The 8,806-nt window shown below is 38.1% G+C and carries 6 protein-coding genes; 5 read left to right on the top strand and 1 reads right to left on the bottom strand.

Annotated features, from left to right (window positions below):
- Positions 1–334 precede the first annotated feature (334 nt).
- The gene (locus tag ACN222_RS27410; protein WP_231865598.1) at positions 335–1,336 is read right to left on the bottom strand and encodes a hypothetical protein; all 1,002 of its coding nucleotides are present in this window, start codon (positions 1,334–1,336) and stop codon (positions 335–337) included.
- Between the two features lie 261 nt (positions 1,337–1,597).
- Between ACN222_RS27410 and ACN222_RS27415 the strand changes: the two genes are divergently transcribed.
- From ACN222_RS27415 to ACN222_RS27435, 5 genes are all read left to right on the top strand, one after another.
- Positions 1,598–2,254, top strand: a complete 657-nt coding sequence (locus ACN222_RS27415; protein WP_190449796.1) for a pentapeptide repeat-containing protein — start codon at positions 1,598–1,600, stop codon at positions 2,252–2,254.
- 34 nt (positions 2,255–2,288) lie between these two features.
- The gene (locus ACN222_RS27420; protein WP_190449794.1) at positions 2,289–3,359 is read left to right on the top strand and encodes a pentapeptide repeat-containing protein; all 1,071 of its coding nucleotides are present in this window, start codon (positions 2,289–2,291) and stop codon (positions 3,357–3,359) included.
- 37 nt (positions 3,360–3,396) lie between these two features.
- On the top strand, positions 3,397–4,506 hold the full coding sequence (locus tag ACN222_RS27425; RefSeq protein ID WP_010999682.1) for a pentapeptide repeat-containing protein: 1,110 nt from the start codon (positions 3,397–3,399) through the stop codon (positions 4,504–4,506).
- A gap of 3 nt (positions 4,507–4,509) precedes the next feature.
- Positions 4,510–6,465, top strand: a complete 1,956-nt coding sequence (locus ACN222_RS27430; protein WP_010999683.1) for an NACHT domain-containing protein — start codon at positions 4,510–4,512, stop codon at positions 6,463–6,465.
- 86 nt (positions 6,466–6,551) lie between these two features.
- On the top strand, positions 6,552–8,702 hold the full coding sequence (locus tag ACN222_RS27435; RefSeq protein WP_010999684.1) for an NACHT domain-containing protein: 2,151 nt from the start codon (positions 6,552–6,554) through the stop codon (positions 8,700–8,702).
- Positions 8,703–8,806: the final 104 nt, after the last annotated feature.

Genomic DNA, 8,806 nt, shown 5'->3' on the forward strand with positions numbered 1-8,806 from the left:
GTCAATATTTTGAGAACACGATTCCGCAGGTTGAGCAGCATTTAGCATATTTCCTAATACGCTAGTTAGAGACTGTTGCAATTCCAAATTTTCTCTAACTGTCAGATTTCTGATAGTTTTTAAACTTCATTAACACGATATTTTGGCATAAGCAGTGCATTTCATGTATGTTGCAATGTGTACAGTGACAAATTCTCGGAATCAGGAGTACTTATGATACTGGGTAGAACTGTAAGTCTAGGCATAATCAAAATCTTTCTAACGTCTTTACGTAATGTTAAATATTAGCTATCTGATACTTAGCTGTGAGTCTACTAAGTAGTCACTTCAAAATTTAACTTTTCTGCAAAAAGCTAAAAATCTTACAAAACTTTATACTTGTTCTTGTCCTGCTCATGAGGTGGTTGTCAATCACTTTTGACATCACTCCCCCATCGGATACCGCCGCATCATCTGAGCCAATGCCACAGCCTCCCCCAAGGAGCGTGTACACAACCTCACCCGACATCGCAATCACAATCCGCTTCTGCCTCGCCCACTCAAACCAAGCGATCGCTTCCGATTTAACTTGCACTGACTCCGGCTTCCTCCCCTCCCTACAAGCAGCCACGAATACAGCCTCCGGTGACTTAACCCCCTTCCAAGTCCGTACTGCCTCCTTCAAATACGCGATCTGCTGAAAGCAGCAGCGCTTCGCTATCGCACCCGGCACATTCGCCCAGTAACGCTTGACTGTACGCTGAATCTCTCCGTTTAACCGGAACTGAGGCGTACAAGGTATTTCCCGTAGCTGTTGCAATACCTCCTGAACCTCCTGCTGACTGGGTTGTACTGATTTTTCTTGTGGCTCGGTGTAATCATCATCACTATCATGAAAATTTGATCCAACAGGGGCGGCGGAAGAATGGCCCTCATGATGGTCTGTCTCGGTAATCGAGTCAACCTGTTCTATCTCTTCAACAAAGTGAGTAATCTGGGGTAACTCTGGTTCCTCCTCACATTCCAAAATCTTGCTTTCCACTTCCTCACTTTTTTCAAGCTCAACAGCACTGTGTTGTTGTGAAGCGAAGTCTTTGAGAGGGAAGTCTCTGTTATGATCTGCCGGCTGTGAGCAGATCGATATGTCCAAATTGCTCACATCGATCTGTTGATTTTGACAAATGCGATTCCACAAGGCTTGTACGTTCTCGACGTTAACCGTGAACCAGTTCGCTTGATACCAAGTCTTCTCACTGTGACGACAGACATCAATCAACTTAAAATTATCTCTCAAGTTAGCGATCGCACGTCTGATGGCTGATGCACACAAATTTTTCAGTGGGTCTTTGCCTTCCAAACCTTTAGCTGGCGGTGTTTAGCTGCGATTGTCGCCCCTTGAACTTTGAGCGTCTTCCAGAACCAACGCCTACCGTCACGCTTGATGTGCTTGGAAATTTGGCAAAATTAGTGAATCTGTTGGAGTATTACCAATACAAACTGAAAAAGAGATTATAGCAACCAATATCGGTTTACTTGCCAAGAAATCTTGTGCTAAACTCCGTACAAGCACATACTTAAGCTTTATACAGTATAAACTATCGCTTTTATTTGCCTAACCATGCTAAAAGATTTCTCTGGTCAAAATCTCAGAGGTCGTTCGTTCAAAGGCGAAGACTTGGGCGGGGCAAACTTTAGCTATGCAGATATCCGAGGGGTAGATTTTAGTGGGTCTAATTTGAGCGGTGCAAACTTTAGTCATGCTGAAGCTGGGCTACCGTTATATTGGGCAATTGGATTGATTATAATTTCATCTTTATTGACAGCAGTTATAGGGATATGTTTACTATTTACTCATATTGTATTAACAGCCATTCTTACGTTTTCTAATAATATCAATATTAGCTTTAAATTTGGCATAATTTGTTCAATTATATTTGCTGTTGCTTTTACTATTCATAAGAAATTTGTAGCAGGTTTAGAAGCACTTTGTTTGGTCTTTACTGTGGCAGTAGCTATGGCAGTAAGTACCAGTATTATTTTAGACATTACTGCCAATGCTAAAGTAAATGTTCTTGGGAATTTTGCCGTAGCAGTTGCTTTGACTGTGACTATCATTTTTATTATATTTTTTACTGTTGTTGGCATTATGAGTATTGCGGTGAGTGCCGGAATTGCAATAGCAGTTTTGGAGTCTGAAAAATTTCTTGTTTTAATTTTTTTTCACTATTATTGTCACTATTCTTATTCTTTTCTCTTTCATTATCTCAGTTTTTAATATTTATGAAGCTGGAATTTTTACTGGAATTTTCGTGATTTTAAGTGCCTATATGGGAATATTTGTTACAACTTCTAAAAAGTATGAGACTGGTATTAAAGAAATTTCCATAGCTGTTGCTGCTATGAAAGGCACTAAATTTCATTTAACCAACTTAAGTAATGCCAATTTCAGTCATGCCAAACTAAAAAATACAAACTTTGAAAAAGCTAACCTAACTAACGTCTGTTGGAATAATGCTAAAAAGCTTAAATATATTTATCCTATTAGAATTCATCAAGAGAATGGACAAGTAAATTCAGATAATATAGATTCCCATAAGAGCATTAACTTCACATTCAAAAAGGGGATTGTTTGGGAAGCTTTTTTGTCTACTTATAAAATAATTGTTGATAATGAAGGTGTCGAGCTAAATATTCAAAGTATTGAGAACAAGAATAATAATGTTTTAGTCATAAAAGTTCAAGTTCCTGAAGGAGCCAATAAAGCAAATATTTCTAATATTTTTAGACAAAAATACAAAAATGCACTGAAAGCTATAGAAGCGAAATACGAAGGAGAATTAAAAAATAAAAACAATCAAATGACCATTTATCGTCAAGTTTATGAAGATAATTTACAACAAAATGCAAATTTGTTAAATATTATAAATAAAATGGCTACAAGTCAGTCTATAAATATTCAAAATATAGCTAAATCAGAAAGCGAATCTATGTCAGAAAGTTCTAAGAAACAATCTAGCTTTGATCTTAAAGGCGCTCAATTCGGTGGCGGTCTAGTCAACGCCGATACAGTAAATGCAAACCAAATCGGCGGTAACATCACCAACTACAACCCAGAGCAAAAGCAGAATCTCGCCCAAGCCGCAGCAGACATTCAGCAGCTTCTCAACCAACTGAGCCAAACCTACCCCACGACTACAACATCGGAGAAAATGAGCGTTGTGGCTAGGGCTGTAGATGAGATTGAGAGTAACCCAACATTAAAAGCACGGGTAATAGGTGCGTTGAAGGCTGGGGGAACCGAGGCGTTGAAGGAACTAATCGATAATCCTTTGATTAATATACTGCTGGCATCAATCGACGGGTGGCAAGATGCGGAATAGTTTGTTGTCAACAGGTGAGCAGAAGGGTTAGCTGAAGATGGCGAATGAGGAGCATCTGGCGATACTGAGACAGGGGGTGGAGGTTTGGAATGCGTGGAGAGAAAATAACCCAGATATAAATCCTGACCTTAGCTGTTTGAATTTTAATAAAATTGATTTAGATGGATTTAATTTTAGTAATACTGTTATTTTTGGTTCTACTTTTGGCAGTTCTTCTCTCCGAAAAACTTTATTTACTAGAGCCTTTCTACAAAATACAGACCTTGCAGGCGTTGATTTAACTGGATCTAATTTGCGTGGAGCATTTCTCAATAAAGCTAATTTATTAGGTGCTAATTTGTGTCAGGTAGATTTAAGTTATGCTGATCTTTCAGAAACTGATCTGAGTAGTAGCTGCCTGATAAAAGCCAAGTTACTTCAAACAAACCTTGTAAGAGCTTATCTGGCAGGAGCTAATCTTGTAGATGCGGATCTCAGCCACGCTAATTTAATGTTAACTACGGCAGCGTACACCAATTTTGAAAGAGCAATATTAACTGGTGCTTGTATTGAAGCTTGGAATACTAATGAACGTACAAATTTCAATTTTGTGACTTGTGACTATATTTATCTTCGGCACGAACAACAAGAACGCCGCCCCAGCAGTGGTAACTTTGCCCCTGGCGAGTTCACCAAGTTATTCCAGAAATCTCTAGAAACCGTTGACCTAATCTTTCGCAATGGTATCGACTGGGATGCTTTCGCTTACTCCTTCAAAAAGGTAGAAGTCGAAAACCAAGGCGCACAATTGGATGTCCAAAGCATTGAAAAGAAAGGCGATGGCATTCTTGTAGTTAGAGTGGCTGTTGCCCCTGATGCAGATAAGGCGAAAATTCACAACGATTTCATGCAGGGGTATGAATTTGCGGCTAAGACATTGGAAGCACAGTATCAAGCAAGACTTGAAGATAAAGACAAAGTAATTAATCAGCTATTTTCCACCATCGACCAGCAAAATCAGTTACTAGCTCAGACTGGCGATAAAGTTTCAATTTACTATCAACCGAACTCTCAGTTTGCAGGTGGCATAGTGGATGCCAATACTGTCGATGCACAGCAAATTGGTGGTAATATTCAAAACAATAACACTGAAGACTTCTCAAGTTGACCCATGCCGGACTCACAAGACCCGAAGCAAGTCAATAACAACGACTTACGCAATGCCCAGTTTGGAGGCGGGTTGATAAATGCTGAGAATGTCAATGCTGGCAGAATTGGCGGAGATATTTGGAATATTTTCTTAGGACAGCAGACAACACCAATAGGCAATCCGGCTCGACCAAGGAACGAACGGATACTACTCGCCGCAGCTAAGGAAGAAGTTACAGCGCGGTTAAGGCAATCTCTACATAATGCCGTGCTGATTAATTTAGGGAAGGAGTCACAACCCCAGCAGGTAAAACGCCCTTGGGATGCAGAAATAAAAATCGGCTTGAAGCCGGCCGTTCCTCTTTCAGACACGACAACTATCTTGGAAGTTTTTAATTCCCCGGAAATTGCAGGAAAATTACTAATTTTGGGTGCGCCAGGGTCAGGTAAGACAACCACACAACTAGAACTGGCTCAAGAATTAGTTAAACGTGCAGAAGAGCAGTCTGATTATCCTGTTCCCGTTTTATTTAACTTATCTTCTTGGAAAGATGATCGGCAATCTATAACTGATTGGTTGGTGGCTGAACTTAAATCTAAATATGGGGTTTCAAAAAAGCTTGGCCAAGAGTGGGTAGACAACCACCAATTACTACCATTACTTGATGGTTTAGACGAACTTGAACCACAACGTCAAGAACTCTGCGTTCATGCAATCAATCGATTTTTAGGAGGCGAAGATAGACCACTTTATTTAGCTATTTGTAGTCGGAGTGAGGAATATAGTAACTATGCGACTCAATTACAACTTAATGGTGCGATTTACTTACAGCCTTTAACTAACAACCAAATTTATGATTATTTAACTTCTATAAATTATATAGAACTGTGGTCAACTATCAGTAACGACTTAGATTTAATAGAGTTAGTAAAAACTCCCTTACTATTGGGCATTACTGTTCTAGCCTCTCAAGAAATATCTGTTGAAAAATGGCAGCATTTAACTTCTACAGCAGACCGGGTTCAATATTTGCTAGATGTCTATATAGTACGGATGTTGACACGAAATATTAACAGTAGGACATATTTGAAGAACAAAACTCCTAATACTAGACAAACTCAAATGTGGCTTGTTTGGTTAGCCAAACAAACACAAAAGCAATCTAAAACTGAATTTTTAATTGAAGAAATACAGCCTAGTTATTTAAATGGCAGATTTGAAAATTTCAGTTATTATTTTCTATATACTTTAAGCATATTCTCGATTTTTGGAATTGGTCTTGCTTTAATGATACATGATATATTAGCTAGTATTTTATTTATAATTTTTGAAATATTTATGGGTTTGATTACAGGTCTAATTTTAGGGCTGATTTTAGATATGGAACCTAAATCGATAATTTTAGTAGAAAAACTCACTTTTTTCCCAATCAATGTAGATATTTTACTATTTTCTATATTTGTAACTATGTTGCCTTGGATGCTTTTATCAATTTCCTTAAAGATACCTTTAGGAAATTTTATACTGAATTTAATAATAATTTTAGGTCTATTTTATGGTTCTCTTTCTAAAGAACCTGACCGAGTTATAGACAATAAAAAAGTTCCGAATCAAGGTATTTGGAAGTCCGGATTCAATGCTGTTTTTTTAGGGCTTGTTGCAATAGGATCTTATGGGTTGATTTATGTATTCACTCATAACGAGATTTGGTGGCTATTTTTAGAGCCAGTATGGAGGCTAGGATTAGGGCTAACACTGGTGCTGACATGGGGTTTATTTTATGGTGGTGATGCGTGCATTCAACACTTTGCCCTTCGCCTTACCCTTTACTTAAACGGACACATCCCCTGGAACTACGCCCGTTTCCTCGACTACTGCACCGAGCGTATGCTACTCCAGCGTGTCGGCGGCCGCTACCGCTTCATCCACAAATTGCTGCAAGACCACTTCGCCCAAATGGAGTTCAGGCGAGATTAAGAAAGAATTTGCATCTGTTGAACTCAAAAACTTGAGTGATATTATTTTCAGTAACAACGCTTAAGCTTGCCCAAATAAACTAATCCATGCCAGACTCAGAAAAACCAAAGCAAGTCAACAATAATAATCTACAAAATGCCCAATTTGGTGGTGGGTTGATTAATGCCGACACGGTGAACGCCCAAAGAATAGGTGGTGACATTTGGAATTTTTTCTTTGGGCAGCAGCTAGCACCAGAAGCAAACTTTTTAAGACCAGAAAATCAGAGACTAGTACTAGCTGATGTTAAGCATGAAGTTAATGGGCGACTGAAACAATCTCTACATAACACTGTGCTAATTAATCTGGGAAAAGAGTTACAACTGCAACAAGTAAAAAGATATTGGGATGCGGAGATAAAAATTGGGACTAAACCACCTGAACCCGTTTCAGAGAATACAACTATCTTATCAGTTTTTGATTCTGAAGAAATAGCCGGTGAATTGTTGATTTTAGGTGCGCCAGGAGCGGGTAAAACAACTACACAGTTAGAACTAGCACAAGCACTAATTAAGCAGGCTGAAGAAAACCCTACTTATCCTATACCAGTATTAATTAATCTTTCCTCTTGGAAAGATAAAAATCAACCAATTAGTGAATGGTTGGTAGTTGAACTCAAGTCCAAGTATGGTATTACAAAACAGCTTAGTCAGCATTGGTTAATAAATCGACAATTACTTCTTTTATTAGATGGTTTAGATGAAGTTAAACCAATATTTCAAGAGGCTTGTGTTAAATCTATTAATCAACTAGTGCGAGGAGAATATCGATCTTCATCTATAGTAATTTGCAGTCGTTCTCAAGAATATCAAAATTATAAAACTAACCTTCGGATTAACGGGGCAATTTGCTTAAAACCTTTAACTAAAAAGCAAATAAACAAATATCTCATTGAAATTAATAATGCTGATTTATGGGAAACTATTAACAATGATTTCAATTTACTGGAGTTAGTTAAATCTCCCTTACTACTTAGTATTACCATTATAGCAGCAAGAGAAATATCTCTTAGTAAATGGCAGCATTTAGAGTCTACCCAAGAGCATCTTGAGCATTTGCTCAATGCGTATGTGCAGCGAATGTTAACAAGAGAGATTAATAGTAATTTATTTGTTAAAAATAAGGCTCCTAATGCTGCGAGAACTTGCTTTTGGCTTGGATGGTTAGCGCAGAATTTACAAAGAGAATCACAAACTGAATTTTTAATTGAAAAAATGCAACCATCTTGGTTAGCAGATAGTATTCTCAAAAAACAATATCGAGTTCAGGCTTACCTAATTGGAGGTCTTGTTGTATTATGTTTTAGTTTAGTTGTGGGTCTAATTGCAGGTCTAATTGGAGAACTGTTAGACATCCTTCAAGGATTCGGATTAATTGAAGGCTTAATTGCAGGTTTATGTATTGGTTTAATCTCTGCACCAGTTTTTGGTGTTTTTTTTGGATTAAACAAAGAAATAAAACCTATTGAGACTCTAATTTGGTCTTGGAAAAGAGCTAAATTGGGTTTTAAAAATGGTTTAGTTCTAGCTGCAAAGATTGGGATGTTTATTACAATTTTTTGCTTAATAATTGCCATTACTATTGATGTAATTTCTAATGGGGTAGCCATAAATTTTCATCGAACAATTGTGTTAATTTATGCAGTAATGTTTGGGCTAATATTTGACCTATTTTTTACGTTGCTCTTTGGTTTGCTATTGGGATTACTTTTTGCTCTAAATGATGGACTTGTTAATTTGGAGATGAAAGCAAAAGTCACTCCAAATCAAGGTATCTCAAATTCAGTAATTAATGCTGGGGTCACTGGGATAATTCATGGATTGAGCCTTAGTTTCTTTTTAGGGTTGATGAGTGGGTTAATCGGTTGGCTTAGTTTGTTGAGCCTAAAGATTAGCTTTCCTCAAGAAGCTGTATCAGCAGAAGCATGGTTCTCGACGACTTTAAATATTACTCTTTTTGCATCTATCACTGGACTCGTTTTTGGGTTAGTTAGTGGATTAATTAGCGGTAGAGTTTGTATTGAACACTTTACTCTCCGCCTCATCCTTTACTGTAACGGCTACATCCCCTGGAATTACGCCCGTTTCCTCGACTACTGCACCGAGCGTATGCTGCTCCAGCGTGTCGGTGGCCGCTACCGCTTCATCCACAAACTGCTGCAAGACCATTTCGCGCAAATGGAGTTTAGGCAAGATTAAAAGAAATTTCGTTTCAGTTGACCTAAAAACAAAGGTGATAGTATTTACAATAACAACGCTTAAGCCTGCCCAAACTGACCTATGCCGGACTCCCAAGACCCAAA

It is taken from the genome of Anabaena sp. FACHB-595, from assembly GCF_048568275.1.
Taxonomy (GTDB): Bacteria; Cyanobacteriota; Cyanobacteriia; order Cyanobacteriales; family Nostocaceae; genus Trichormus.